The sequence below is a fragment of the Methylophilus sp. Q8 genome, assembly GCF_000800115.1.
Classification (GTDB): Bacteria; Pseudomonadota; Gammaproteobacteria; order Burkholderiales; family Methylophilaceae; genus Methylophilus.
The window spans coordinates 2,069,170-2,094,626 of the sequence record NZ_JUHE01000001.1 but is presented as its reverse complement, the minus strand read 5'-3'; the positions used below and the strand labels follow the sequence as shown (position 1 = coordinate 2,094,626).

22 protein-coding genes are annotated in these 25,457 nt (G+C 51.1%); 8 read left to right on the top strand and 14 right to left on the bottom strand.

The features are described 5' to 3' along the window. Nucleotides 1-118 precede the first annotated feature (118 nt). Genes GQ52_RS10065 through GQ52_RS10055 form a run of 3 tightly spaced genes read left to right on the top strand, consistent with a single transcriptional unit; the run spans nucleotide 119 to nucleotide 5,180 of the window. A complete protein-coding gene (locus GQ52_RS10065; protein WP_047517345.1) occupies nucleotides 119-2,326 on the top strand; it encodes an HAD-IIB family hydrolase in 2,208 nt (735 codons plus the stop codon). 2 nt (nucleotides 2,327-2,328) lie between these two features. Continuing rightward, nucleotides 2,329-4,278 carry an alpha-amylase family protein gene (locus GQ52_RS10060; RefSeq protein ID WP_047517342.1) on the top strand — a complete coding sequence of 650 codons (1,950 nt, stop codon included), beginning with the start codon at nucleotides 2,329-2,331 and terminating at the stop codon, nucleotides 4,276-4,278. 26 nt (nucleotides 4,279-4,304) lie between these two features. Then, nucleotides 4,305-5,180, top strand: a complete 876-nt coding sequence (locus GQ52_RS10055) for a mechanosensitive ion channel family protein (RefSeq protein ID WP_047517341.1) — start codon at nucleotides 4,305-4,307, stop codon at nucleotides 5,178-5,180. Between the two features lie 45 nt (nucleotides 5,181-5,225). Here the strand turns inward: GQ52_RS10055 and GQ52_RS10050 are convergent, their stop codons facing one another. The 5 genes from GQ52_RS10050 to rlmE form a co-directional block, all read right to left on the bottom strand. Continuing rightward, a complete protein-coding gene (locus GQ52_RS10050; protein ID WP_024929133.1) occupies nucleotides 5,226-5,723 on the bottom strand; it encodes a hypothetical protein in 498 nt (165 codons plus the stop codon). A gap of 16 nt (nucleotides 5,724-5,739) precedes the next feature. Then, nucleotides 5,740-7,092, bottom strand: a complete 1,353-nt coding sequence (gene glmM / locus GQ52_RS10045; RefSeq protein WP_047517340.1) for a phosphoglucosamine mutase — start codon at nucleotides 7,090-7,092, stop codon at nucleotides 5,740-5,742. 40 nt (nucleotides 7,093-7,132) lie between these two features. Continuing rightward, a complete protein-coding gene (gene folP, locus GQ52_RS10040; RefSeq protein WP_047517339.1) occupies nucleotides 7,133-7,957 on the bottom strand; it encodes a dihydropteroate synthase in 825 nt (274 codons plus the stop codon). 93 nt (nucleotides 7,958-8,050) lie between these two features. Continuing rightward, nucleotides 8,051-9,961 carry an ATP-dependent zinc metalloprotease FtsH gene (ftsH, locus tag GQ52_RS10035; RefSeq protein WP_019882768.1) on the bottom strand — a complete coding sequence of 637 codons (1,911 nt, stop codon included), beginning with the start codon at nucleotides 9,959-9,961 and terminating at the stop codon, nucleotides 8,051-8,053. Between the two features lie 147 nt (nucleotides 9,962-10,108). Next, a complete protein-coding gene (gene rlmE, locus GQ52_RS10030; RefSeq protein ID WP_019882769.1) occupies nucleotides 10,109-10,729 on the bottom strand; it encodes a 23S rRNA (uridine(2552)-2'-O)-methyltransferase RlmE in 621 nt (206 codons plus the stop codon). Nucleotides 10,730-10,784: 55 nt separating this feature from the next. On the opposite strand from rlmE, the gene yhbY reads away from it, so the two are divergent. After that, nucleotides 10,785-11,093 carry a ribosome assembly RNA-binding protein YhbY gene (yhbY, locus tag GQ52_RS10025; RefSeq protein WP_019882771.1) on the top strand — a complete coding sequence of 103 codons (309 nt, stop codon included), beginning with the start codon at nucleotides 10,785-10,787 and terminating at the stop codon, nucleotides 11,091-11,093. 79 nt (nucleotides 11,094-11,172) lie between these two features. Here yhbY and GQ52_RS10020 read toward each other — a convergent pair whose 3' ends face one another. The 6 genes from GQ52_RS10020 to bamE form a co-directional block, all read right to left on the bottom strand. Then, nucleotides 11,173-11,628, bottom strand: coding sequence for a DUF4149 domain-containing protein (locus GQ52_RS10020; RefSeq protein ID WP_024929137.1), 456 nt, complete (start codon nucleotides 11,626-11,628; stop codon nucleotides 11,173-11,175). Nucleotides 11,629-11,640: 12 nt separating this feature from the next. Beyond that, nucleotides 11,641-12,123: a transcription elongation factor GreA gene (gene greA, locus GQ52_RS10015; RefSeq protein WP_019882774.1), complete on the bottom strand. Its 483-nt coding sequence runs from the start codon at nucleotides 12,121-12,123 to the stop codon at nucleotides 11,641-11,643. 107 nt (nucleotides 12,124-12,230) lie between these two features. Next, complete coding sequence (gene carB / locus GQ52_RS10010; protein WP_047517332.1) at nucleotides 12,231-15,446, bottom strand: carbamoyl-phosphate synthase large subunit; 3,216 nt, start codon at nucleotides 15,444-15,446, stop codon at nucleotides 12,231-12,233. Beyond that, nucleotides 15,446-16,585: a glutamine-hydrolyzing carbamoyl-phosphate synthase small subunit gene (gene carA / locus GQ52_RS10005; protein WP_047518687.1), complete on the bottom strand. Its 1,140-nt coding sequence runs from the start codon at nucleotides 16,583-16,585 to the stop codon at nucleotides 15,446-15,448. The genes carB and carA overlap by 1 nt, the downstream gene beginning before the upstream one ends. Before the next feature lie 232 nt (nucleotides 16,586-16,817). Further along, entirely contained in the window at nucleotides 16,818-17,624 is an 807-nt protein-coding gene (gene dapB, locus GQ52_RS10000; RefSeq protein ID WP_047517329.1) for a 4-hydroxy-tetrahydrodipicolinate reductase, read from the bottom strand. Between the two features lie 33 nt (nucleotides 17,625-17,657). Then, complete coding sequence (gene bamE, locus GQ52_RS09995) at nucleotides 17,658-19,781, bottom strand: outer membrane protein assembly factor BamE (RefSeq protein WP_235273129.1); 2,124 nt, start codon at nucleotides 19,779-19,781, stop codon at nucleotides 17,658-17,660. Between the two features lie 130 nt (nucleotides 19,782-19,911). On the opposite strand from bamE, the gene fur reads away from it, so the two are divergent. Continuing rightward, a complete protein-coding gene (gene fur, locus GQ52_RS09990; protein WP_019882779.1) occupies nucleotides 19,912-20,331 on the top strand; it encodes a ferric iron uptake transcriptional regulator in 420 nt (139 codons plus the stop codon). A 56-nt stretch (nucleotides 20,332-20,387) separates the two neighbouring features. Further along, nucleotides 20,388-20,915, top strand: a complete 528-nt coding sequence (locus GQ52_RS09985; protein WP_047517323.1) for a DNA-deoxyinosine glycosylase — start codon at nucleotides 20,388-20,390, stop codon at nucleotides 20,913-20,915. A 50-nt stretch (nucleotides 20,916-20,965) separates the two neighbouring features. Here GQ52_RS09985 and GQ52_RS09980 read toward each other — a convergent pair whose 3' ends face one another. From GQ52_RS09980 to GQ52_RS09970, 3 genes are all read right to left on the bottom strand, one after another. Next, a complete protein-coding gene (locus GQ52_RS09980; protein WP_019882781.1) occupies nucleotides 20,966-21,145 on the bottom strand; it encodes a hypothetical protein in 180 nt (59 codons plus the stop codon). Nucleotides 21,146-21,380: 235 nt separating this feature from the next. Then, entirely contained in the window at nucleotides 21,381-23,042 is a 1,662-nt protein-coding gene (gene recN, locus GQ52_RS09975; protein ID WP_047517320.1) for a DNA repair protein RecN, read from the bottom strand. Between the two features lie 21 nt (nucleotides 23,043-23,063). Next, nucleotides 23,064-23,933, bottom strand: coding sequence for an NAD(+) kinase (locus tag GQ52_RS09970; RefSeq protein WP_024929144.1), 870 nt, complete (start codon nucleotides 23,931-23,933; stop codon nucleotides 23,064-23,066). Between the two features lie 103 nt (nucleotides 23,934-24,036). Between GQ52_RS09970 and hrcA the strand changes: the two genes are divergently transcribed. Together hrcA and GQ52_RS09960 are read left to right on the top strand one after the other, a co-directional pair. Further along, nucleotides 24,037-25,053 carry a heat-inducible transcriptional repressor HrcA gene (gene hrcA / locus GQ52_RS09965; RefSeq protein WP_019882784.1) on the top strand — a complete coding sequence of 339 codons (1,017 nt, stop codon included), beginning with the start codon at nucleotides 24,037-24,039 and terminating at the stop codon, nucleotides 25,051-25,053. A gap of 118 nt (nucleotides 25,054-25,171) precedes the next feature. Continuing rightward, nucleotides 25,172-25,405, top strand: coding sequence for a glycine zipper 2TM domain-containing protein (locus GQ52_RS09960; protein ID WP_019882785.1), 234 nt, complete (start codon nucleotides 25,172-25,174; stop codon nucleotides 25,403-25,405). Nucleotides 25,406-25,457: the final 52 nt, after the last annotated feature.

Sequence of the window (25,457 nt, the reverse complement as noted above, 5' to 3'; positions counted from 1 at the left end):
CACGGCTCAGGCAGCAAACACCGCTGTCAATCTGACTATCGCACCTTCGCATACGGTCTTTGGCAAGTAAGCCAGTGGCGTACTTGTCTGCCCTACCTTCATAAGCAGTCAGGTAACTATGCGCGCAAAACTTGAACAAAAAACAGATCAGTTATATGTACTCCTTATCAGTGTCCACGGCCTGATCAGGGGCGAAGCACTTGAACTTGGTGTCGATGCCGATACCGGCGGCCAGTGTACTTATGTGCTGGATTTAGCCAAAGCGCTGGCTGAACACCCTGAAGTGGGCAAAGTCGATTTGATGACACGCCTGATTGAAGACCCACAGGTATCGCCAGACTATACGCAGGCTGAAGAAAAACTGAGTGATCATGCCCGCATTATTCGTTTCCCATGTGGCCCCAAACGCTATATGCGCAAGGAGACCTTGTGGCCGCACCTGGACCAGATGGTGGATCGCTGCCTGCATTATTTGCGCCAGCAAGGTCGCTTGCCGGACGTGATTCACTCGCATTATGCCGATGCCGGATACGTCGGCCGCCAGCTCTCCATGTTGCTGGGTATCCCGCAAATTCACACGGGGCATTCGCTGGGTAAACCCAAACAGGAAAAATTACTCTCCAGTGGCCGCAAAGCCACCAATATTGAAAAACAGTTTAACTTTGAGCGGCGCATTGCCGAAGAGGAAGCGCTGATACAGCACGCCTCCATGATCGTGACCAGTACGCGCCAGGAGGTTGAACTGCAATATGGCATGTATGCGCAACCAGACACTAAAAAATTCAGAGTTATCCCGCCAGGCACCGACACTTCGCGCTTTTCACCACCCGGCAGGCGGCCGATTGCAGACAACGTTGAGCAAAGCATCGCACGCTTTTTAGAGCATCCTAAAAAGCCGATGATTCTATGTATTTGCCGACCCGAAATGCGTAAAAATATCCAGGGCCTGATTGCGGCTTATGGCAATCACCCTGCCCTGCAAAAACGCGCCAATCTGGTACTGGTGGCTGGTAGTCGTGACAATATCCGAAATCTCGAAAAGTCTCAGGCAGCAGTACTCAATGAGTTGCTGCTGGATATTGACACTTATGATTTGTGGGGCAAAGTGGCAATCCCCAAAAGCCATGCACAGGAAGAAGTGCCTGAACTTTATCGCCTGGCCGCCAAGAGCCGAGGTATGTTCATTAATGCCGCGTTTACTGAACCGTTTGGACTGACCTTGCTGGAAGCCGCCGCCTGTGGCTTGCCGGTAATTGCGCCTGACGATGGCGGGCCGCGTGACATTCTGGCAAATTGCCATCACGGGTTACTGGTGGATACACTCGATAGCGATGCCATTGGCGAAGCGTTGTTATCGGCGCTGACGGACAAGCCACGCTGGCGAAAATGGTCTAAGAGCGGCGTGATCAATGTCAAACGCCATTACACCTGGGCCGGCCACGTCAACAAGTACGTTAAAGAAGTCCGCGCTTTATTGCGCAAACAACGTAAAAACCTGCGCAAACAACAGATCGCGTTGCACAGCGGCAAATCTGCAATTCCATTGGCGCAGCATGCGTTTATCACCGATATTGATAATACCTTGCTCGGTCAGCGTGACGGACAGGAGGCCTTGGTGGAATGGTTAATCGACAATGTCGGCTATACCATTTTTGGCATCGCCACCGGTCGCCCGCTAGAGAGTGCTATTGATATATTGCGCAAAAATCGCATCCCGATTCCCGATGTGCTGATCACTTCGGTCGGCTCCGAAATTCACTATGGTATACGCCGTATTCCGGACATCGGCTGGGCGAATCATATCCGCCACCTGTGGCGGCGCGACGATGTGGTCAAGGCCATGCAAGAGATTCCAGGCATACGCTTGCAAACTGCTGACAATCAACGGGAATTCAAAATCTCTTACCTGGTGGACTCACAAACTATGCCCGCAGTAGAAAAAATCAGCCAGCATTTACATGCGCGTGGCTTACATGCGCAGATCATCTACTCCCACGGTGAGTTTCTCGACCTGTTACCAATACGCGCCTCCAAAGGGCACGCCATCCGCTACCTGTCATATAAATGGGGGCTGCCATTGGCCAGTTTCCTGGTCTCGGGTGATTCTGGCAATGACATCGAAATGCTGGTGGGCGATACCATGGCAGTAGTGGTTGGCAATTACAGTGAAGACCTCACCCACCTCAAAGGGGTGCCGCGCATTTATTTCGCCCAGGCCCAATATGCACATGGCATTTTAGAGGGCATGCAACATTACAAATTTGGCGTCGCCGCTAATAAAACCCCAAAACCTACGCCTGAACAAACCGCCATGGAGGATGCTTAATTATGTATGAGCAAATCTCGCATTCTTTGCTGAATGACATCCTGACACAATGTAAACAACCCAAAGGCGAAGATTGGCAGCATTTTTATACCCGGCTGGGCGCCAACTTTTATGCGATTCACTCGCTGTTTCAACACTTATATGGCCAGCGCGAAGACTTTAAAGCCCAACTGGGCAGGCTAGTGACCGTGCTAACGCAGCAATACGCGCAGCGGGCAGCGCATTTAAGAGCCAAAGATCTGGAGCGCGAAAAAAACCATGACTGGTTTATGCAACAAAAGTGGGTAGGCATGGCCATGTATTGCCAGGGCTTTGCCGGCAACCTGGCCAATATGCGCGAAAAACTACCTTACCTGCAAGAGCTGGGCATTAACCTGGTGCATATTTTGCCCATTTGTGACTGCCCGGAGCAACAGAATGATGGCGGCTACGCGGTCCGCGATTTCAGGCAAATCGACGCGCGCAACGGCAGCATGGCAGACCTCGAACAGCTAATCGCGGCGATGCAACAATCCGACATGTTGCTGACACTGGACGTGGTGGTCAACCACACCTCGGATGAACATGCCTGGGCGAAACAGGCCAAACTAGGCGATCAGCAGTATCAGGATTATTACTATATGTACCCTGACCGTACCATTCCAGATATGTTCGAGGCCGCCATGCCCGAAGTGTTTCCTGAAAATGCACCGGGCAGTTTTACCTTGAATCCTGACACCGGTAAATGGGTGATGACGGTGTTCAACCAATATCAATGGGACCTCAATTACAGCAACCCGGCGGTCCTGATCGAAATGGTAGACATCATTTTATTCTGGGCCAATAAGGGCGTGGATATTCTGCGCCTGGATGCAGTGGCTTTTCTGTGGAAGAAAATAGGCAGTAGCTGCCAGAATGAGCGCGAGGCACACCTGATTCTGCAATTGCTCAAGGACTGTTGCCAGGTCACCGCGCCCGGGGTTATTTTTATTGCCGAAGCGATTGTGGCGCCGATAGAAATCATCAAGTATTTTGGCGAAGACGCCATTAACGCCAAAGAGTGTGAGATCGCCTATAACGCCACCTTTATGGCGCTGTTATGGGACGCGGTTGCCACCAAACAAACCGTGCTACTCACCAGGGGGGTAGAAGACTTGCCAGAGAAACTGGACCGTGCGACCTGGCTCAATTACGTGCGCTGCCACGATGATATCGGCCTCGGCTTTAGCGACCGGGCCATTATTGCCGCCGGGTTTGAACCCGTCTCGCACCGCCGCTTCCTGGTGGATTATTACACTGGCCATTACCCGGAATCCAATGCGCGTGGCTTTGCTTTTGGCGTCAATAAAAAAACCGGCGATGCCAGAATTTCAGGCGCCCTCGCTTCACTGGCCGGGCTGGAATCCGCACTCGCCAATCAGGACCAAGCTGCGATAGACAACGCTGTCCTCACTATCGTCTTGCTGCACAACCTGATCATGTCGTTTGGTGGTATCCCGCTGCTTTATTATGGCGATGCCGTCGGTACCTTGAATAATGACAGCTACCTGCAAGATGAGAACAAAATGCATGATAACCGCTGGGTACACAGGCCAACGCTGGATTGGGAGGTATTGGCGCTTAAGAATGAAGCAGGCACCGTGCAACAGCGCCTGTTCAGCCGAATCAAGCAACTGATTGCTATCCGCAAGGAAATTTCGGCGTTTGCCGACTTAAACAATCGCGAACTGATCGCACTTGATAATCCACATTTATTCGCTTTTCACCGTTATGTGCAAACCGGCATGCACCCCAAAGTCGTGGTGATTGCCAATTTTGATACGGCCGCCCAAAGCGCTCCCTTGCAGGCATTCAGGCAAAAAGGCTTGTTTAAAACCCCGGTATTGACTGAGCTATATAGCGGTCAAACGCTGCCTACTGATAAAGACAGCATAGAAATCCCCCCCTTAACCGCTTACTGGTTATCGACTTAAATCAATCGAAAGGAATGTGAAACACAATGTCTTGGCTTACTTATTTAGGGATCGAAAATCCGACTGAAATGCTGGCACTGGTTAAAACCCTGCTCCGTATTTTTGTCATTGTCGGCGTTGCCTATTGCCTCAATCGCCTCAGCAAACAACTGATTGTGAAGCTCAGGGATAAATTGAACGCAAGAAGCGCAGACAATATTGAAGAGATTAAGCGCCTGAATACACTCAGCATGGTGCTGCGTTACATCGTCACCACCGTCATTCTGGCCATTACCATCGTCGAAATCTTACATGAATTAGGCATCTCCATCGCACCCGTGCTGGCGGCAGCAGGCGTGGTCGGCCTGGCGGTCGGCTTTGGTGCGCAAAGCCTGGTCAAGGATTACTTTAATGGCTTTTTTCTATTGCTGGAAAACCAGATCCGTAAAGATGATGTGGTCGAGATTGCCAATAAATCAGGCCTGGTGGAAGAAATTACACTCCGTTATATCAAGATGCGTGATTACGAAGGCAATGTACATTATGTGCCCAATGGCCAGATCACCACTGTGACTAACCGCTCACGCGATTTTGCCTATGCGGTGATGGATATCCGGGTGGGCTATGACGAAAATATCGCCAAGGTGATGCAAATCATGCACGAGGTCGGTGCCAGCATTCTGCAAGATGCGCAATTGCAGGACAAAGTACTGGATAAACTGGATATTGCCGGCGTAGACAACCTGGCGGAATCTGCCGTGATTATCCGCTGCCGCATGAAGGTTCGACCTTTGGAACAATGGACCATCAAGCGTGAATATTTAAAACGGATTAAAAACGCATTCGATGCGCAGCAGATTGAAATTCCATTTCCACACCTCACTGTCTACCAGGGCCCAGCGACTGAGCCGCTGGCTGCTTAATAAAAAAGCGGGCACGATTGGCCTACCATTACAGGGCCCGCCTTTTTATGGCCGCTGAGCTTGCCGTTTTTGCTTGTAACGGTAGGCCAGCAGAATGAGGATACCGGCCACATTCGGCCACCAGATATACCAGTGAGACCAGGGAATACCGTCCACTTTGAAGTCAGAGATCGGCCAGAACATCGGCGTGGCAAAGTATTGCAGGCTATGAAATGGAAAGTCGAGCGTAATATGGAACGGCCAGGCCAGCATGGCGAAAGCAATATCCTTGCGCCATATTGCCACCAGGCCAATCACGGCAAAGGCAATGACAAAACTATGGCCAACGGTATAGGCAGGATAAATCCAGGCGGGCAATGTAGCCAGTGCAGGCTTGCCGAAGCTGTAATTGCCTTCTATCACCCGCAATAACAATAAGGCACCGAAAGAAATCAGGTCAGGCATGGCTCCCATCAGGGCAGCGAATTTGGGGTACGTGGGTCGAGCATTCTTGCGAAAGCCAAACAGGCCATACCCCCATAAAGCGTGACTAAAGGTGTCCATGCATATCTCCGAAAAATTAAGCAGCCAGTTGGCGGATGACCTCGGCAAGCTGTTCTGCCTGTGATTGCACCAGCCCCTGGTTCAAGCCTTCAACCATGACGCGGATTTTGGGTTCGGTGCCAGAAGCGCGTAGTAACACGCGGCCTTCACCATTCAGGGTGGTTTCCGCCTGTTTAACCGCAGTTTGCACCGCAGCCTGGTTCAAATCCAGCTTTTGTTTGGTAGTGACATTAATCAGTACTTGCGGGTACAAGGTCAAATCTGCGCCCAACTGCTGTAACGTTTTACCGCTTTCGCGCACCGATTGCAGCACTTGCAACGCCGCAATAATGGCATCGCCACTGGTATGTTTATCCAGCGTGAGAATATGGCCGGAATTTTCGCCGCCCAGTTTCCAGTTTTTATCTTGCAATAACTCCAGCACATAACGATCGCCCACTTTAGCGCGGCCAAACGGAATCTGGTGTTTTTGCAGCGCATGCTCCAATGCCAGGTTGGTCATGAGCGTGCCTGCCACACCGCCCTTGAGTTTGCCTTTGGCATACAGGCCCATGGCGATGATATACAGCAACTGGTCGCCATCCAGCAGATTCCCGGCGCCATCTACCATCATCACACGGTCACCATCGCCGTCAAAGGCGATGCCAAGGTCCGCCTGGTGCTCAACCACGGCTTTTTGCAACGCCTGCGGATGCGTGGAACCCACGCCCTCATTGATATTGAGGCCATCCGGCTGGTTGCCAATAGAAATCACATCGGCGCCTAGCTCATGGAATACCGGCGGTGCCACGTGGTAAGTCGCGCCATGCGCGCAATCCAACACGATTTTGAGACCACGCAAATCGAGATGGTTAGGGAAGGTACTTTTACAGAATTCTACATAGCGGCCAGCGGCATCATCGACGCGCTTGGCCTTGCCTAGTTGCGCCGACTCCATGACTTGCATGGGTTTAGCCAATTCGGCTTCAATCGCATGCTCAATATCATCTTGCAACTTGGTGCCCTGTGCAGAGAAGAACTTGATGCCGTTATCGTAATACGGATTATGCGAAGCTGAAATCACGATGCCGGCCTGTGCACGCAAGGCACGCGTCAGGTAAGCCACGGCAGGCGTTGGCATGGGGCCGGTAAGCAACACATCCACACCCGCGGCAGACAAGCCGGCTTCAAGTGAAGCCTCCAGCATATAGCCAGAAATGCGCGTATCTTTACCAATCAGCACCGTCGGGCGTTTGCCCGCGGGCAAGTGCTCGTGGCTCGCCAGTACACGCCCAGCGGCATAGCCCAGCTTCATCACAAATTCCGGGGTGATCACGGATTCGCCCACACGACCACGAATACCATCGGTGCCAAAATACTGTTTACTCATCGCTCTTATCCTTCTCTTGCTTGTTCTTTTGTCTGTTTGTTTACTGCAACGCTGCCACGACCTTGAGTGCTTCAACGGTCGCTTTGACATCATGCACGCGTAATAAATGCGCACCTTGCATGGCACTGATCACCGCCGCTGCCACACTGGCATGCAGGCGCGCATCCACATCATTACCAGTCATTTGTCCCAAGACTGACTTACGTGACAATCCAACTAGCAAGGGGCAATGTAAATCCAGCAACTGTGGCAAGGCTTTAGCCAATGCAATATTGTGCGCCCGGGTTTTACCAAAACCAAAGCCGGGGTCCAGCATAATGCGATCCTGCGCAATGCCCGCAGTCAGGCATGCATCTCGCTGTTCGCATAAAAACTGTTTTACTTCAGCGACCACATCATCATAGTGTGGCTCTAGCTGCATAGTTTGCGGCGTACCCTGCATATGCATAATACAGACACCGGCATGGCTATTAGCCACCGCTTCCAAGGCCCCTTTTTCCTGTAATCCACGGATGTCATTCACAATGCTGGCACCAGCGGCAATCGCGGCACGCATGACCTCCGGTTTATAGGTATCTATCGAAATAGGGACAGGGATATCACGCGCAATCAATGCTTCAATCACCGGGATCACACGTTGCAGCTCTTCTGCCAGTGGTACTGGCGTCGCATTCGGCCGCGTCGATTCGCCGCCAATATCAAGTACCGCAGCGCCCTGCTCTATCAAGGCCAGGGCATGAGCAACGGCGAAATCAACCTGGTTAAACTGGCCGCCATCTGAAAAAGAGTCTGGCGTGACATTGATAATCCCCATGACCTTGGGCGTATCCAAATCGAGGCGAAAGCGGCCACAGTGAAATTGCATGTGTGATTGATTTTCCAAAAAATAAAGGCTGGCAAATGCCAGCCTTGTTATTTTAACTGAAAGCCCGGTTGCAAAATACCCGGTTAATCAATGTTAGGTATTACTTTCAGTGTCATCGCCTTTAGCCGTTGGTTGTGGCGTCGGGTTCACCATCGGACCTGTGCCGCTGCCACCGGAACTGATGGTTGGGCCATTTTTAGGCTTAGGCGCACGCACTGGCAAACCAGCCATAATGTCATTTACCTGATCTGCATCAATGGTTTCAAACTCCATCAGGGCTTTAGTCATGGCTTCAACCTTGTCGCGGTTATCTTCCAGCAATTTGCGCGCAATGCCATATTGCTCATCCAGAATGCGACGGATTTCAGCATCGACCTTTTGCTGCGTCGCTTCAGACACAGTACGGGAAGACATATTGCCCATCCATGAATCCTGCTCGCTACCGGCATACACCATGGTGCCTAAACTATCAGACATACCAAACTTGGTCACCATATCGCGTGCCATTTTAGTGGCACGTTCAAAGTCGTTTGACGCGCCCGTAGACATTTGATGCATGAAAATCTCTTCGGCAATACGGCCACCAAACAGAATCGAAATATCTTCCAGCATTTTGTCTTTGTAGTTGCTGATGCGGTCGTGCTCAGGCAACTGCCAGGTCAGGCCCAAAGCCCAGCCACGCGGCATAATTGTCACTTTATGTACAGGATCCGCTTTTGGCAACAACTTGGCCACGACAGCATGGCCGGATTCATGATAAGCCGTGTTCAAACGCTCTTCTTCACGCATCACCATAGACTTGCGCTCAGGGCCCATGAAGATTTTGTCTTTGGCATCTTCAAAGTCCTGCATATCCACCGTGCGCTTGTTGCGACGTGCTGCAAATAGCGCAGCTTCGTTGACCAGGTTAGCCAGGTCAGCACCACTAAAGCCTGGTGTACCACGGGCCAGAATATCCGCTCTGACATCTGGATCACTCGGCACTTTGCGCATATGGACGTTTAAGATCTGTTCGCGACCCTTGATGTCAGGCAGGCCAACCATCACTTGGCGGTCAAAACGACCTGGACGTAATAGCGCTTTATCCAGCACATCAGCACGGTTAGTCGCGGCAATCACAATCACGCCGGAGTTTGCCTCAAAGCCATCCATCTCAACTAGCATCTGGTTCAGGGTTTGCTCGCGCTCATCGTTACCACCACCAGTACCCGCACCACGATGGCGACCTACCGCGTCGATCTCGTCAATAAACACGATACAAGGTGAGTTTTTCTTGGCGGTTTCAAACATGTCACGCACACGCGCAGCACCCACACCGACAAACATTTCTACAAAGTCTGAACCGGAGATACTGAAGAAAGGCACTTTGGCTTCACCGGCAATCGCGCGTGCCAGCAAGGTTTTACCAGTCCCTGGCGGGCCAACCATCAATACACCACGTGGAATACGGCCGCCCAGCTTCTGGAACTTGCTAGGGTCTTTGAGGAACTCAACCAGTTCAGCAACTTCTTCTTTGGCTTCATCGCAACCAGCCACATCGGCAAAGGTAGTGCTATTGTTAGACTCGTCCAATTGACGTGCTTTGCTTTTGCCAAACGAGAATGGACCACCACCTTTGCCACCACCTTGCATCTGGCGCATAAAGAAAATCCAGACGCCAATCAGTAGCACCATCGGGAACCAGGAGACAAAAATACTCATGAGCATAGACTCATGCTCTTCCGGCTTGGCTTCAACAATCACGTTATTTTTCAGCAGATCGGACACCAGCCATGGGTCTGAAGGCGTGAAGGTATCGTAGTTTTTACCTTCATTGGTCGTCACATGCAATGAGCGACCATCAATTTGGACTTTTGCAACACGGCCATCTCTGACCTCTTGCATAAATTGTGAGTAAACCACTTGACCACTACTTCTGCCGGTGCCGGTAAATTGATTAAATACCGTCATCAGCAACAAGGCGATCGCTACCCAAATCGCGATATTTTTCAATAGATTATTCAAGGTGGTTCCTTAATTTAAAATCGAAAGGCAGGGAGGTCCCTATCTGGAACAATGGAGGCAAAACCAAACTTTTCAAGCCTTTAATGGCATTGTATACCCAATTTTTTGCTTATGCGACGAAAACTAAACGCTAAAAAGCATTGCAATTCAAGCTTTACGTTGCAAGCCCAGCAAATAAACTTCACTGCTGCGGTCACGTGAGGCTTTGGGTTTACGTGTCACTACTTTTTCAAATTGACCCCGCATTTGTTTCACAATTTCGTCAAATCCGCTGCCAATAAATACTTTGACCAGAATATTGCCGCCTGGTTTCAGCCATTGTTGACAAAAATCCAGCGCCAGTTCAGTCAGGTAGGTCGCGCCCGCCTGATCAACATCTTTCAAACCACTCATATTCGGCGCCATATCAGCAATGACCAAATCGACAGGTTTGCCATTGAGTGAAGCTTCCAACTGCTGCAGTACCTCTTGTTCACGAAAATCGCCACAAATAAACTCCACGCCAGGAATCGGATGCATTTCCAGAATATCCAGCGCAATCACGCGTCCCTGGCCTTTAATGCGCTGCACCGCCACCTGTGACCAGCTACCTGGCGTAGAACCGAGGTCTACCACCGTCATACCTGGTTTGATCAATTTGTCCTTGTCGTCGATTTCCAGCAATTTATAGGCAGCGCGTGCACGATAGCCGTCTTTTTGCGCGCGTTTCACGAACTCGTCGTTCAAGTGTTCCTGCATCCAGGCTTTACTGGTTTTAGAGGGTTTCATAGGGGGAATTCCTGCTTCATGCTAAAATACTGATTGTTTTCAAGGAAATTTTTGCATGCAATTAAACAGCAAACAAATCGCTTACTTACGTGGCCTGGCGCACAATTTAAACCCGGTGGTCATGTTAGGCAACAATGGCCTCACTGATGCCGTGTTAAAAGAAATTGATGTCAGCCTCAATGCCCACGAACTGATTAAAGTGCAAGTGGCCGGTGATGATCGCGAATTACGCAAATCATTGCTGACTGATATCGCGGATAAAACCAATGCGATTGCCGTGCACCACATTGGCAAACAGCTGGTGTTTTACCGTGCCAGCGAAACGGTGAAAGCCTCGGCCAAGATCGTGATTCCAAAGCTGTAGAATGACAGATATAAAATCACGGCTCTAAAAGGTCATCAATAAAAAAACGCGCTACTGAAAGCGCGTTTTTTATTTGCCTCTAGCTGGATTTAATCACCAGCCAGACACCTAGCAAACATTCCACCAAGTAAGCAATGCTAGCAATGCCGTGCCAGGTTTTAAAACGGCTGGCAAATACACTTTGCATCACATCATTCGGCAAAGCGCTTGCCTTCAATTGCGCCAGCAGCGGCTGAATGCCGAATTCACCAATCAGCACCAGTACCCACATCAGGAACACCACCCAGAACAAGCCTTGCTTGAACGCAGAGAAGCCATCATTCGCCAGGCGCTGTATCAGTAACCATAAGCCACTCGCCAAACCAATATAGCTGACAATGCTAAACAGTTTTCCAGCCACCAGGCCTGCCAATTGACGATCTGGAATGGTTTGGAACAAGACACTGGCGGTGATGGCCGTCATCCATAATGCGCCCACCCACGCTGTCAATAACAGCGGATTCATCCAACCTGTGAGTCCTGCTTGTTTGGCCATGGCCGTGCACTCCTAAATATAGAGTACTTCAATAATTTCGTACTCTTTGACGCCGCCTGGTGATTGTACTTCAACCACTTCGCCTTCAGACTTGCCAATCAGGCCACGCGCAATCGGTGAGCTGACAGAAATCTTGCCGTTTTTAATATCCGCTTCGTCTTCACCAACGATCTGGTAGGTTTTGGCATCGCCAGAATCCAGATCTTCAAAACGCACAGTGGCACCAAACACTACGCGGCCTTCCGCGTTCAACATGGTTGGATCAATCACTTGCAAGTTAGACAACTTGGCTTCCAGCTCGGAGATACGGCCTTCGATAAAGCTTTGACGCTCTTTGGCAGATTCGTATTCAGCATTCTCAGACAAGTCACCCTGTGCACGCGCTTCAGCAATCGCCTGAATGATATTAGGGCGATCTACCGCACGCAAACGTTGTAATTCTTCTTTGAGCAATTCTGCACCAAGCACGGTCACAGGAATTTGATGTACTGCCATGTTGAAATACCTTCAAAAAATAAGTATAAAAAAAATAAACCACACCCGAAAGAGCGTGGCTTATTTCAAATATCAATTACGTCTATGCAATTGAACTTAAGTGTAAGTTAAGCCAGGCGTTTGTGCAAGTCCTGCACTGAGTAGACATTCATGTCCTTGCTTTGCGCCATGCCGATACAAGCGGCGCGTGCACCAGCCAGGGTCGTGTAATACGTGACCTTGTTTTGCAGCGCGCTGCGACGAATCTCGTAAGAATCCGTAATGGCTTTCTTGTCCTCAGTCACATTGACAATCAAACTGATCTCATCGTTCTTGATCATGTCGACAATATGCGGGCGACCTTCGGCCACTTTGTTCACAGGAGACACGTCCAGACCTTGCTGTGACAAGGCACGTGCGGTGCCTTTAGTCGCCACCAGGGTAAAGCCAAGTTTGACCAGATCTTTGGCAATGTCGATCACTTTTGCGTGGTCTTCGTTGCGCACACTGATAAACGCCTTGCCGCCAGTAGGCATTTTCACAGAAGCACCCAGTTGCGACTTCACAAATGCTTCAGCAAACGTCGTGCCTACGCCCATGACTTCGCCAGTCGACTTCATTTCCGGCCCCAGAATAGTATCGACACCCGGGAACTTGATGAAGGGGAACACGGCTTCTTTCACTGAGTAATAAGGTGGCACGACTTCTTTGGTGACACCTTGTGATTTCAGTGATTGACCCGCCATACAACGCGCGGCAATCTTCGCCAGTTGCAAGCCACAGGCTTTGGATACGAACGGTACTGTACGCGATGCACGCGGGTTGACTTCCAGCACGTAAACCACTTCACCTTGTTCGGTATTTTGCACGGCAAACTGCACGTTCATCAGGCCTTTAACGCCCAAGGCTTTGGCCATTTGTACGGTTTGTTTGCGCAGCTCATCCTGCAGGCTGTCGCTCAGGCTATAAGGGGGCAATGAACAGGCAGAGTCACCAGAGTGTACACCGGCTTGTTCCACGTGCTGCATGATACCGCCGATCAACACGTCTTCGCCGTCGCTCAACGCATCAACGTCGACTTCAATCGCGTCATTGAGGAAACGATCCAGCAATACCGGAGATTCGTTAGAGACTTTTACCGCCTCACGCATATAGCGCTCGAGCTGGCTTTGCTCATGCACGATTTCCATGGCACGACCGCCCAATACGTAAGAAGGACGCACCACCAATGGGTAACCAATCTCCGTCGCCAGGCGAATCGCCTCTTCTGGCGCACGCGCAGTACGGTTAGGTGGCTGCTTCAGGTTGAGTTTATGCAACATTTGCTGGAACCGCTCACGGTCTTCCGCACGGTCAATCGCGTCTGGCGTGGTACCGATGATAGGCACACCGGCTTTTTCCAGGTCACGTGCCAATTTCAATGGCGTTTGACCACCGTATTGCACAATCACACCGACCGGTTTTTCGATATTGACGATCTCGAGTACATCTTCCAGGGTCACTGGCTCGAAGTACAAGCGGTCAGACGTATCGTAATCAGTAGAAACTGTCTCCGGGTTACAGTTCACCATAATGGTTTCATAACCATCTTCGCGCATGGCGAAAGCCGCGTGTACACAGCAATAGTCAAACTCAATACCCTGGCCAATACGGTTAGGACCACCGCCCAATACCATGATCTTTTTGTTATTGGTTGGCTGTGATTCGCACTCTTCTTCATAAGTGGAATACATATACGCTGTGTTGGTGGCGAACTCTGCCGCACAGGTATCCACGCGTTTGTACACTGGACGCACATTCAGTGCCTGGCGGAACGCACGCACCGCGTGCTGATCCGTGTTCAGCAATTTAGCCAAGCGGCGGTCAGAGAAGCCTTTACGCTTCAGGCTGAACAGCGTTTCCTTGTTCAAATCTGCCAATGACTTCACCGACAGCGACAGTTCCAGCTTGATGATTTCTTCAATCTGTACCAGGAACCAGCGGTCGATTTTGGTGATGTCGAAAATCTCGGCAACACTCATGCCCAGGCGGAAAGCATCTGCCACATACCATATACGCTCAGGGCCAGGCTCACCCATTTCCTTCACGATACGGTCTTTGTCATCGGTGACAGAATCCAGGCCATCGACGCCCACTTCCAGGCCACGCAAGGCTTTCTGGAAAGATTCCTGGAAGCTACGGCCCATCGCCATCACTTCACCCACAGACTTCATCTGCGTAGTTAAACGGCTGTCAGCTTGCGGGAATTTCTCGAACGCGAAACGTGGCACTTTGGTCACCACGTAGTCAATCGACGGCTCAAACGAAGCTGGCGTCTGGCCACCCGTAATTTCATTACGCAATTCATCCAGGGTAAAACCTACGGCCAGCTTGGCTGCCACTTTGGCAATCGGGAAACCGGTGGCTTTGGAAGCCAGCGCAGATGAGCGCGACACACGCGGGTTCATCTCAATCACGATCATGCGGCCATCATCAGGGTTGATGGCAAACTGCACGTTAGAACCGCCAGTATCGACGCCAATTTCACGCAGCACCGCCAATGAGGCGTTACGCATGATCTGGTATTCTTTGTCGCTCAGCGTTTGTGCTGGCGCCACCGTGATACTGTCGCCAGTATGCACACCCATCGGGTCCAGGTTTTCAATCGAACAGATGATGATGCAGTTGTCCGCTTTGTCGCGCACCACTTCCATCTCGTATTCTTTCCAACCCAGCAGTGACTCTTCAATCAGCAATTCGTTGGTAGGTGAGGCATCCAGGCCGCGTTCGCAAATGGCGATAAACTCTTCGCGGTTATAAGCAATCCCGCCGCCACTGCCACCCATGGTGAATGAAGGACGGATAATCGCAGGATAACCAATCGTTGCCTGTACTTGCAGTGCCTCTTCCAGGCTATGCGCAATCGCAGAGCGTGCAGAACCCAGGCCAATTTTGGTCATGGCTTCTTTAAATTTCTGGCGATCTTCGGCTTTATCAATCGCTTCTTTAGATGCGCCAATCAGCTCGACATTGAACTTCTGCAATACGCCGTGCTTGTCCAGATCCAGCGCACAGTTGAGCGCAGTCTGGCCGCCCATGGTAGGCAGCAATGCATCCGGACGTTCTTTTTCAATGATCTTCTCCACCATCTGCCAGGTAATTGGCTCGATGTAGGTCGCATCCGCCATTTCCGGGTCGGTCATGATGGTCGCCGGGTTAGAGTTCACCAAAATAACGCGGTAACCTTCTTCACGCAAAGCCTTACAGGCTTGCGCACCTGAATAGTCGAACTCACAGGCCTGCCCAATGACAATGGGACCGGCACCGATAATCAGAATACTTTTAATGTCAGTTCTTTTTGCCATTAGATGGACTTTCTTTCTTGCATTAACTGGATAAAGCGGTCAAACAACACGCTCATTTCTTGCGGACCCGGGCTGGCTTCAGGGTGACCCTGGAAGCTGAATGCTGGTTTGTCCGTACGCGCAATGCCTTGCAGACTGCCATCAAACAAAGACACGTGTGTCACTTTGACATTGGCTGGCAAGGTCGCAGGATCGGCGGCAAAACCATGGTTCTGGCTGGTGATATACACGCGCTTGCTTTCAACATCCTGTACCGGATGGTTAGCGCCGTGGTGACCAAATTTCATCTTCAATGTTTTGGCACCGCTGGCAAGGGCCAGCAATTGGTGACCCAGGCAAATACCAAACGTTGGGATACCAGTATCAACCAGTGTTTTAATCGCGCTAATCGCGTAATCACATGGCTCCGGGTCGCCGGGGCCGTTAGACAGGAAAATACCATCAGGCTGATAAGCTAAGGCTTGCTCTGCTGTCGCCTGTGCTGGCAACACCGTGACCTTACAGCCACGCGAGACCAGCATGCGCAGAATGTTGCGTTTCACACCGTAGTCAAACGCGACCACGTGGAATTGTGACTCAGCCTTTTTGCTGAAGCCTGAGCCTAATTGCCACTCGGCCTCAGTAAACTCGTAAGGCTGGGTACAGCTCACCACTTTGGCCAGGTCCATGCCAGCCAGGCCAGGGAAGCCATTCGCCAATGCCAGTGCCTGCGCTTCATCGACAGACTCACCAGCCATAATACAGCCAGCCTGAGCGCCTTTTTCACGCAGAATACGGGTCAGTTTGCGGGTATCGATATCAGCAAGTGCCACCACATTGTTGGCCTTGAGATAATCAGAGAGATTTTGTTCACTGCGGAAATTGCTTTCCAATAAGGGCAAGTCACGAATAATCAGACCCGCAGCATAGACCTTGCCTGACTCGACATCTTCACTATTGGTACCGTAGTTACCAATGTGCGGATAAGTCAGTGTCACAATTTGTTCGGTATAGGAAGGATCGGTAAGAATTTCCTGATAACCGGTGATGGAAGTGTTAAACACCACCTCACCGACCGTATGACCGGAAGCGCCAATGCTAATGCCCTTAAAAACAGTTCCATCTGCTAACACTAAAATCGCTGGAATTGTTTTTGACACCTTTAGCTCCTTAAGTTTGATACGAAACACATCTTTTAGAGGGTTCATCGCATCGCCAGAAACCGGGTTCAAGCTGCGGTGAATAGATGTGCAAAACGGGAAAAGCTTGTTGGACTCTTCCCGTTCAGAATTAAAGCATTATAGCGCAAATCGACTGCCCACTCAAGGGCAACTCGCAGGCAATACTGCTTTGGTGACTCAAACCAGGCAGGCCTTAGGTGCCTGCTAAAAATCAGCTTTTATCAAACCCCAGCACATCGCGCATATCAAACAAACCCTGTGGTTTATCGGCCAGAAACTTGGCCGCACGTAATGCACCCTGGGCAAAGGTAGCACGGCTAGATGCTTTGTGTGTTAACTCGACACGCTCACCCACGCCTGCCAACACCACGGTGTGATCACCGACCACATCGCCACCGCGCAAGGTCGCAAAGCCAATCGTGCCTGCCTCGCGCTCACCTGTCACGCCTTCACGTGCATATACTGCGCAATCCTTTAAGGCTTTATCAATGCCTTTGGCTGCAGCTTCACCCAAACGCAGCGCAGTACCAGAAGGCGCATCCACCTTGTGGCGGTGATGCATTTCCACCACTTCAATATCGTAGCCTTCATTGAGCACGCGTGCCGCTTGCTCAACCAGGTTAATCAACAAGGTCACACCAACACTCATATTAGGCGCAAACACTACGCCAACGTTTTTGGCAGCTGCCTCAATACTGGCTTTTTCGGTCTCATTAAAGCCGGTGGTGCCAATGACTAATTTCACATTCGCTTGCTGGCAGGCTTGCAAATATTGCATGCTAGCCTCAGGGCGGGTGAAATCCACCAGCACATCTGCACCCTGTAAGGCCGCAGCAATATCCGAGGTAATTCTGACACCGGTCTGCTTGCCGAACTGCTCACCCGCATCGCGCCCTATCATAGCGCTCTCAGCACGATCTAATGCAGCATGCAGTTGCAAACCACTGTCAGAAAAAACACCCTCTAATAAAGCATGCCCCATACGACCAGACACACCTGCAATCACAACTTTCAACATCACTCGCTCAATCATTCTTTATTTAATAATGGGTTAAAACCCGATTTGTTCCAATACACCGTCTAGATGCTCAGCGCTACCTTCAGGTGCAGTCACTTGCTGACTACCAGATGCCGCTTCAGCACCAGAAGCAGCCGTTTCACGCATAATCAACCAACGCTGGGTAGCCGCATCCAGTTGCAACTCCAAACGTTTAGACATCTCGTCACGGTAGGATTTTGCGGCGTATTTTTGCGTGAATGTCACCACCGCCGCGTCTCCTGTACGGGAAACATTGAGGTTGCTGATATCCAGGCTGATTTTACCCTGCTGCGGGGACAGGCGTTTTTTACGCTGCGCCTCCCAGGCGGCACGATTAGGCAAACCCTCTGGCACAAAAGCAGGAGAATAGGCCGCAAAATAGGCATTCGTATTCTTGCTACGCCAAGCTTGCGCCCATGCCTGCACCGCTGACTCAACGCCGCTATCTACTGTCGCAGTTGGCGCCACGGATGCTTCTGCCACCACCACTGGCTCAGAGGCGCTCACTTTCGGTAGATCCGCCACAGGCACGGCGGCTGCACCAGCCAAAGGCGTGACACGCTCACGCGTGATCAACCAGCGCTTCAGTGATGAGTCATAACGCATTTCCAAGGTTTTCGTCAGCTCATCCTTATAAGATTTAGCCGCATACTTCTGCTCAAAATGCACAGTAGCAATCGCAGCCGTGCCTTCACGTTGCACTTGAATATTATTCAATACCAGGGTGATCGCCCCCTGACCAGCCGACAAACGCTGCTTACGTTGCGCTTCCCAGGCTTTTTTGGATGGTAAGCCTTCTGGCACAAAGTCAGGCGCGTAGGCAGCCAGATAGTTTTTAATATCCTTGCTACGCCAGGCTTGCGCCCAGGCAGCCACCGCCTGATTAATTTCATCATCACCAGCAGGCACTTCCTGCGCGACCACGGGTGCAGGCTCAACGGCTTTGGCCGCTGCTTGCGGTGCTTTAGCCGCCAGAGTAGCTGTAGGCGGAACAACAGGTGCCACTTCCTTCACGATAGATTTCGCTGGCGGCGGTGGTGGCAGTTCCGGCTCAGGTTCGGGCTCTGGCAGTTGCTCGGCCACAAACGTCGGTGACGGTTCAGCCGCATGCTCAGCCTTAGGTGCAACCCCCTTCTCAGTCACCTGATGGGCTTCAGCGTCTGTCGCTGGCGCATTGGCTTCAGCCATATTGCCTTTGACCATTTCCTGCTCGGTTGGCACTACTGGCGCCACATACTCCCCTTCAGGAATATAGGGAATCACTTCATCATCTTCAACAGCAGCCACTGCAGTTGACTTGGCAACCTGGGCTTGTTTAGACTCCGCAGGTTTCACAGCAGCAGCGGCTACAGTAGCGGCGGCAGCCACGGGCGCCACCACACTCTTAGCGGCCACAGAGCCTGCCTTCACTGGCGGTGGCAACACAGGTTCGGGAGCCGCAGCTGCCGTTGGCGCGACAACAGGGGCCTCTTTAAATACGGGTGGAGGCTCTACAGTATCCGCAATTTTCGCCGCCATTTCTTGATCATTTGCAGCAGCCTTAGCTTGATACTCCCCTTCAGGAATATGCGGCACAATCTCTTCTTCTGTGACAGCTTTTTCTGCCGTCGCTTGAACAGCAGGGGCACTGCTGGCGGCTGCCTGCACTTTGGCCGCATCGGTCGCGGTCGCTTCTGCCGCTTTTTCAGCCGCAGCACCTTCTTCGGCTTTCCAGAACTTCAGCTTATCGGTCCAACCCTGCTCTTTTTCTGCTTCCACTTTTTTCTGGGGCAACTCTGCAATGGTTTTAATATCAGGATTTTCTGCAGACGGAATCACGTCGCCACGCACAGAAACCAGACTATCCTTGTCAAAATCGAGAATCACTCTGCGTTTCTCAACGACGGTGCCCTGTTTACGCAGCTCATAAAAATAATCCCAGCGGTTATCACGGAAACTATCTACAATCAGCGGAGTCCCCATAATGTAGCGCACTTGCGAACGTGTCATGCCTGGACGCAGTTGCAATAGCATTTTGGAAGTGACAACATTACCTTGCTGCACTTCCATCTTGAATGGCTTGACTGAAGGAAGTTTGGCACCGCACCCACTCTCCAGAGATGCGACAGCCAACACAAATAAGATAGAATTACGCATTGGATTCACTTTATAATCGGTATTATTGAGAATAATCATTAATATACCACGTAGTTTCGCCAATCAAGTATGGCAGGCGACTTAAGGCGTGACAAAACTTAACGACAGACAACACCAATGGACAAAACCTATGCATGATCCCAAAGAACTTAAAAATGCAGGCCTCAAAGCGACGCTACCGCGTCTGAAAATTCTGGAGCTGTTTGAAAATAGCGAGCAGCGCCACCTGTCTGCCGAGGACATTTACAAAATCATGATTACCAATGGTGAAGACGTGGGCCTGGCAACGGTTTATCGCGTTTTGACCCAGTTTGAGCAAGCGGGGCTGCTGGTACGCCACCACTTTGAAAGCGGCAAAGCCGTGTTTGAAATGAATGAAGGCAGCCATCACGACCATATTGTTTGCGTGAAATGTGGCCGCGTTGAAGAGTTTTACGACGAAGAAATCGAAAAAAGACAAAAAGCAGCAGCAGAGCAGTATGGCTTCAGCATGCAAGACCACTCACTGACCATTTATGGACTGTGCAAAAAACAACCTTGCACTGAATAATCACCACTATCATGGGTTGATGCTCTTCGGCGAGCATTGGCCCATGGCACCTCTGCTTGCCTGAACTCCCCCCTACACCAGCACATTACGCTACCGGATTTGCGCCTGTCGCTAGCCCCGATGCGCGTATTCTGATTCTGGGCACCCTGCCTGGCATCGCGTCACTCAAACAGCAACAATATTACGCACATCCGCAAAATGCTTTCTGGCGCATATTGGAGCGACTATTCGATATCCCGGCAGATGCGCCTTACCACACGCGCTGCCAATCCGCACAAGATCATGGACTAGCGATTTGGGACGTATGTCACGCAGCACAACGCGCAGGCAGCCTGGACAGTAGCATTCAGGGGCACAGCATTATTGCCAACGACATCAACGGACTATTAAAGACCTGTCCACACATCGCGCTGATTGCCTGTAATGGCCAAGCTGCTGCACAATTGTTCAAAAAACACATTCGTCTTGCACGCGCAATCAATACTGTGCTGCTGCCCTCAACCAGCCCTGCCAATGCGAGATTACGGTTTGAGGAGAAACTGGCGCAATGGCAGGTGCTGAAACAATACCAAGAAGCGCAATAGATCAAAAAAAACGGCCTGACATGTCAGGCCGCGCTGTTAACAATCGCTATTTATCTGGCGAACACTTTATTGGTGACTATGGCGACTGCCCCAAGCACAATCGAAATCACGCCCATGAACAGATTGCCCTTGTCACCACAGACGATGCAGTGCACCCCGCCCGGTGTAATCATCAACCCACCAATAACAATCACCCAGGCCCAAGCTACTAATCCTACCCATCTATACATATGAATCTCCTCAGCATTTAATGTGAACAAAGCAGCGAATCGCAGTGACGCTATTGAAAACAATAATTAATATAATTTAACAATAGGTGAAGAGATTAAAGCACGATTCCAGACAGCAATCAACGCCAAGCCATAGGAGAGAGAAAATAAACATCAGTAGAAATAAACAGGCGACTTGCAAATACATCTGCAAGTGCTATAGCCACACACCATGTGCGACTATGCATTGAAGCGATCAGGCCAGATTAGCCTGTAACATTTCCCGCGCATGATCGCGCGTGGTTTCGGTGATCTGTAAGCCGCCCAGCATGCGGGCAACTTCTTCTACACGCTCATGTGCATCCAGCGTGCGAATCCTGCTCAAGGTCGTGCCCTGCTGTACGGACTTGCTAACTTGCCAATGTTGTTGCGCCTGCGCAGCCACTTGCGCCAAATGGGTAATCACCAGTACCTGCCTGTGCTGACCCAACTGACTTAGCAGTTTGCCAACCACCTCCGCCACGCCGCCGCCGATACCGACATCGACCTCATCAAAAATCATGCAAGGCACAGTGCCCAATGAGGCCGTGGTCACCTGCAAGGCCAGGCTGATACGCGACAACTCACCACCGGAAGCGACCTTATTGAGTGGACGCGGCTCCACCCCGGCATGACCGGCGACCAGAAATTCAACCTGCTCCAGGCCATGTGCCGCAGGTTCTCCTGGGGTTAAAGCAACAGCAAACTGGCCACCTTTTAATGATAAAGCCTGCATTTGTTCGCTAATGGTTTTTGCCAGCTTGTTCGCCGCTTGCTGCCTGCTAGATGACAGCTGCGCAGCCTGCGCTTGATAGCTTTGCCAGGCGAATTGCACCTGTTTTGCCAAGGCACCATCATCCGCAAAACTTTCCAGCTCGGCCATGCGGCCCAATTGCGCGGCCAATAAATCTGGCAACTCATCTGGTTTAACGCGGAATTTACGCGCAGCACCATGAATCGCCTGTATGCGCGACTCCACTTCGGCCAGGCGCGCCGGATCCAGTTCACTTTTCTGCAAGTAACGATTCAAGGCACGGCCGGCTTCTTCCAGTTGCACTACGGCAGAATCGAGCGTTTCTAGCATAGGCTGCAAACCGATATCAATCGCCTGCAACTCCGCCAGTCTGGCTTGCGCTTGCGACAGTAAATCCAGCGCATTCACTTCATCGCCTTCACTCATCATCTGCAGACTGGCTTCCATGCCACTGAGCAGGCTGGCACCATTGCTCAGCCGGGCATGCTCTTGCTGCAAAGCTGCCCATTCTTCAATGGCAAACCCCAGTTGTTTGAGCTCACGCGTGCTATCGCGCAATACGGCCAACTCATCGGCAAACTGGCTGGCATTTTTTTCATACGCCAATTGTTGCTGATGCAGCTGCGACCACTCTTTATACAGTGCGCCAACTTGCTTGGCTAATGGCGTTGCTTGCGCATAAGCATCCAGAATCTCGCGCTGGGTAGCGACTTTCAGTAAGGAGTGGTGCGCATTCTGGCTATAGATATCAATCAGGGTTTCGCCAATGTCGCGCAATTGGCCAACGGTGGCCGACGCACCATTGATAAACGCACGGCTACGGCCATCGGCATAAATGACACGGCGTAAAATCAGGGCATCGTCGACATCGATTTCTTGCGCTTGCAGCCACTCGCGCGCTGGCAGATTATTGCGGATATCGAAGGTGGTGGAAATTTCGGCCTTTTCGCAGCCTTTGCGCGTCACATCACCTTCATTACGTGCGCCCAAGCTCAAAGACAAAGCATCAATCAGAATTGATTTCCCTGCCCCGGTCTCGCCGGTGAGCGCGGTATATCCCGCTGAGAACTCTAGTTCCAGCGTATCAACAATCACAAAATCTCGGATAGAAAGGGCTTGTAGCATGGGCTTTTTGTACGGGCCTGGTTAGCCCCAGTTTAATTTGTTACGCAACATATCAAAATAACAATAATCTTTGGGATGTACCAGTTGAATTTCTTGTGGCGCACGTTCAATGCGCACATGATCTCCCACCATCAGCGGATATTGCCCCTGCCCATCGTAACTGATTTGGGCATCGGCGGCATTCACTACAATGACCTCAATCACGCTACACGCCGGCACGGTAATCGGCCGGTAACTAAGCGTATGCGGGCTGATAGGCACAATCGAAATCGCTTCCAGATCCGGATGCATAATCGGGCCACCCGCAGACAAACCATATGCCGTGGTGCCCGTTGGGGTGGTGAGAATCAAGCCATCAGACCGCTGACGCGAGACAAACTGTCCATCCACATGTACTTCCAGCTCAATCAGACGGAAAGCACTTTTAATCACCACATCATTCAACGCAACGGTGTGTTCTATGGCCTGCCCGGCACGTGTCACCACTGATTGCAGCAGCATGCGAGACTCCAGCTGACACTCTCCTTGCAGGATTTTATCAATCTCAACCAGCATATGATCAGTTTGCAAGTCGGTCAAAAAGCCGAGGCGGCCACGATTAATACCGATGAGTGGCACGCCGGTATCACGCAAGGCGCGACCCACACTCAGCATGGTGCCATCGCCGCCCATCACAACCACCAGGTCAGCCTTGCTGCCTATATCATCCAGGCTAGCCAGTTCAAAACCTTCATCATCCACAAATTGTGCCGTGCGCTCTTCAATACAAACATGCAAGCCCTGAGACAGCAGGTGATGCGCCAAACGGGTCAAATCACTTTGCATGTGCTGCAAGGCGATGGCATCCATGTATTTTCCAACAATGGCGACGGAACGGAATGTAGATTGCATGGCCGCATTAAAGCATAGAAGCCCACAACTGAAAAGCGCAAGGGGCTGTTATCCTGAGCGTAAATGGTGCAAAATTTGAAACACGGCAACAAGGTGGTTAAAAGTGGATAAACGCGCGCAAATTTTGCTAAAAACGCTGGTGGAACATTACATCAGTGAGGGGCAGCCTATCGGCTCCCGTACCCTGCTTCAACATTCAGGCCTCGACGTCAGCCCGGCGACCATCCGCAACGTGATGAGTGACCTCGAACAATTGGGCTTTATTACCAGTCCGCATACTTCGGCTGGCAGGGTGCCCACCAAAAAAGGCTACCGCCTGTTTGTCGATTCGCTGATGACGGTGCAACCACTGGACCAGCGCGCCATGACGCAACTGAAAAGCGGCTTATCCTCGCCTAACCAGCAAGCGCTGATCAACAGTGCCGCCGATATGCTGTCGCAACTCACCCAATTTGCCGGTTTGGTGATGATCCCGAAACGCACACGTAACGTGTTGAAGCACCTGGAATTTCTGCACTTAAACGATAAGAAAATCTTGGTGATTCTGGTGACTGAAGATGGCCAGGTACAAAACCGTATTTTGCTCACCGACAAAGCGTTTAGTGCCAGCGAGCTCACCGCCGCCAGCAATTACTTTAACAGCTATTGCCGCGGGCTTTCGCTCGAAGAAGTACAAGCCAAGCTCAAACAAGAACTGCAGCAAATGCAGGTGGATATTAACCGCCTGATGTCCGCCGCACTCGAGGCCGCCAGCCAGCCTGAATCCTCAGAGCAAGAAACCGTGGTCATTGCCGGGGAACGCAATTTACTGCAAGTGGATGAGTTATCCACCAACGTTGGCAGCCTGCGCAAGCTATTTGAGATTTTTGAGCGCCGCACCGCACTCATGCAATTGCTCGATCATAGCCAGCGCGCAGATGGCGTGCAGATTTTTATTGGCGGTGAAAGTGGCTACCTGCCACTGGACGAATGCAGTCTGGTGACCTCGCCGTATGAAGTGGATGGCCAAGTTGTGGGCACCTTGGGCGTCATTGGACCGACGCGCATGGCCTATGAGCGCATTATCCCGATTGTTGATGTGACCGCCAAATTACTATCGAATGCCTTATCAAACCAGTAGCCAGCTTCTTTACATTTGTCAGAAGACTCTGACATCACTATCAGCTTTAACCTGCTACAACCTAAACGGCCACTTTTATATACTGACCACACTATTTACTTATTGTGGAGAGATCAAAATGAACAGCGTAAATCAAAAATCTTTGCATAAATCACTTATCTGGTCTGTACTGTTAGCATTGTGCCTGAGCACTACGGCCTGTGGCTCCATGAGCACACGCGGTAAAAGTACAGCCTTAGGCGCAGGGATTGGTGCAGTCGGCGGTGCTGTGTTAACCGGTGGTAGCGCCATTGGTACGGTTGGCGGTGCCGCCATCGGTGGCGTGATCGGTAACCAGATCAACAAAAAATAACTCACCCTGCGCCCCAAGCAACCGCTGACAGAGTATTAGCGGTTGCCGCACT

Bases quoted from the DNA above. Each gene is read 5' to 3' on its own strand.
- GQ52_RS10065 (WP_047517345.1), top strand. From the start codon at position 119: ATGCGCGCAAAACTTGAACAAAAAACAGATCAGTTATATGTACTCCTT.
- GQ52_RS10060 (WP_047517342.1), top strand. From the start codon at position 2,329: ATGTATGAGCAAATCTCGCATTCTTTGCTGAATGACATCCTGACACAA.
- GQ52_RS10055 (WP_047517341.1), top strand. From the start codon at position 4,305: ATGTCTTGGCTTACTTATTTAGGGATCGAAAATCCGACTGAAATGCTG.
- GQ52_RS10050 (WP_024929133.1), bottom strand. From the start codon at position 5,723: ATGGACACCTTTAGTCACGCTTTATGGGGGTATGGCCTGTTTGGCTTT.
- glmM (WP_047517340.1), bottom strand. From the start codon at position 7,092: ATGAGTAAACAGTATTTTGGCACCGATGGTATTCGTGGTCGTGTGGGC.
- folP (WP_047517339.1), bottom strand. From the start codon at position 7,957: ATGCAATTTCACTGTGGCCGCTTTCGCCTCGATTTGGATACGCCCAAG.
- rlmE (WP_019882769.1), bottom strand. From the start codon at position 10,729: ATGAAACCCTCTAAAACCAGTAAAGCCTGGATGCAGGAACACTTGAAC.
- yhbY (WP_019882771.1), top strand. From the start codon at position 10,785: ATGCAATTAAACAGCAAACAAATCGCTTACTTACGTGGCCTGGCGCAC.
- GQ52_RS10020 (WP_024929137.1), bottom strand. From the start codon at position 11,628: ATGGCCAAACAAGCAGGACTCACAGGTTGGATGAATCCGCTGTTATTG.
- greA (WP_019882774.1), bottom strand. From the start codon at position 12,123: ATGGCAGTACATCAAATTCCTGTGACCGTGCTTGGTGCAGAATTGCTC.
- carB (WP_047517332.1), bottom strand. From the start codon at position 15,446: ATGGCAAAAAGAACTGACATTAAAAGTATTCTGATTATCGGTGCCGGT.
- dapB (WP_047517329.1), bottom strand. From the start codon at position 17,624: ATGTTGAAAGTTGTGATTGCAGGTGTGTCTGGTCGTATGGGGCATGCT.
- bamE (WP_235273129.1), bottom strand. From the start codon at position 19,781: ATGCGTAATTCTATCTTATTTGTGTTGGCTGTCGCATCTCTGGAGAGT.
- fur (WP_019882779.1), top strand. From the start codon at position 19,912: ATGCATGATCCCAAAGAACTTAAAAATGCAGGCCTCAAAGCGACGCTA.
- GQ52_RS09980 (WP_019882781.1), bottom strand. From the start codon at position 21,145: ATGTATAGATGGGTAGGATTAGTAGCTTGGGCCTGGGTGATTGTTATT.
- recN (WP_047517320.1), bottom strand. From the start codon at position 23,042: ATGCTACAAGCCCTTTCTATCCGAGATTTTGTGATTGTTGATACGCTG.
- GQ52_RS09970 (WP_024929144.1), bottom strand. From the start codon at position 23,933: ATGCAATCTACATTCCGTTCCGTCGCCATTGTTGGAAAATACATGGAT.
- GQ52_RS09960 (WP_019882785.1), top strand. From the start codon at position 25,172: ATGAACAGCGTAAATCAAAAATCTTTGCATAAATCACTTATCTGGTCT.